General features: G+C 46.8%; 1 protein-coding gene. It reads right to left on the bottom strand.

Annotated elements, in window-relative coordinates:
- Window positions 1-359 (bottom strand): thrombospondin type 3 repeat-containing protein (locus A3735_RS09170; protein WP_197485787.1); only part of this gene is annotated, 359 nt, incomplete at both ends.

Raw genomic sequence — 359 nt, 5'->3', positions numbered from 1 at the left:
TGTACCGTCTCCATCATCATCGCTGTCTGCATTGTCACCGGTACCATCGCCATCGGTATCGACAATTTCATTCGGGTCAGTCGGGAAATCATCCAGATCATCGGCAACACCATCATTATCGTCATCAGTATCTTCTGAGTTACCTACACCGTCATTGTCAGTATCTTCTGTTTCTGTTTCATCTGAAGGGAAAGCGTCAAGATCATTGTTAACGCCATCACCATCGCGATCCAGGTCACAAGGATCACCGCGACCATCATCATCCAGGTCACTCTGTACAGGGTTGTAATGAACTGGGCAATTATCTATCGCATTATCAATACCGTCTTGGTCTGAATCGAACTGTACCGTTGGGTCAG

The sequence above is a fragment of the Oleiphilus sp. HI0061 genome (assembly GCF_001635675.1).
The sequence above is the reverse complement of the archived record's forward strand: the minus strand, read 5'-3'. Positions and strand labels throughout refer to the sequence as shown.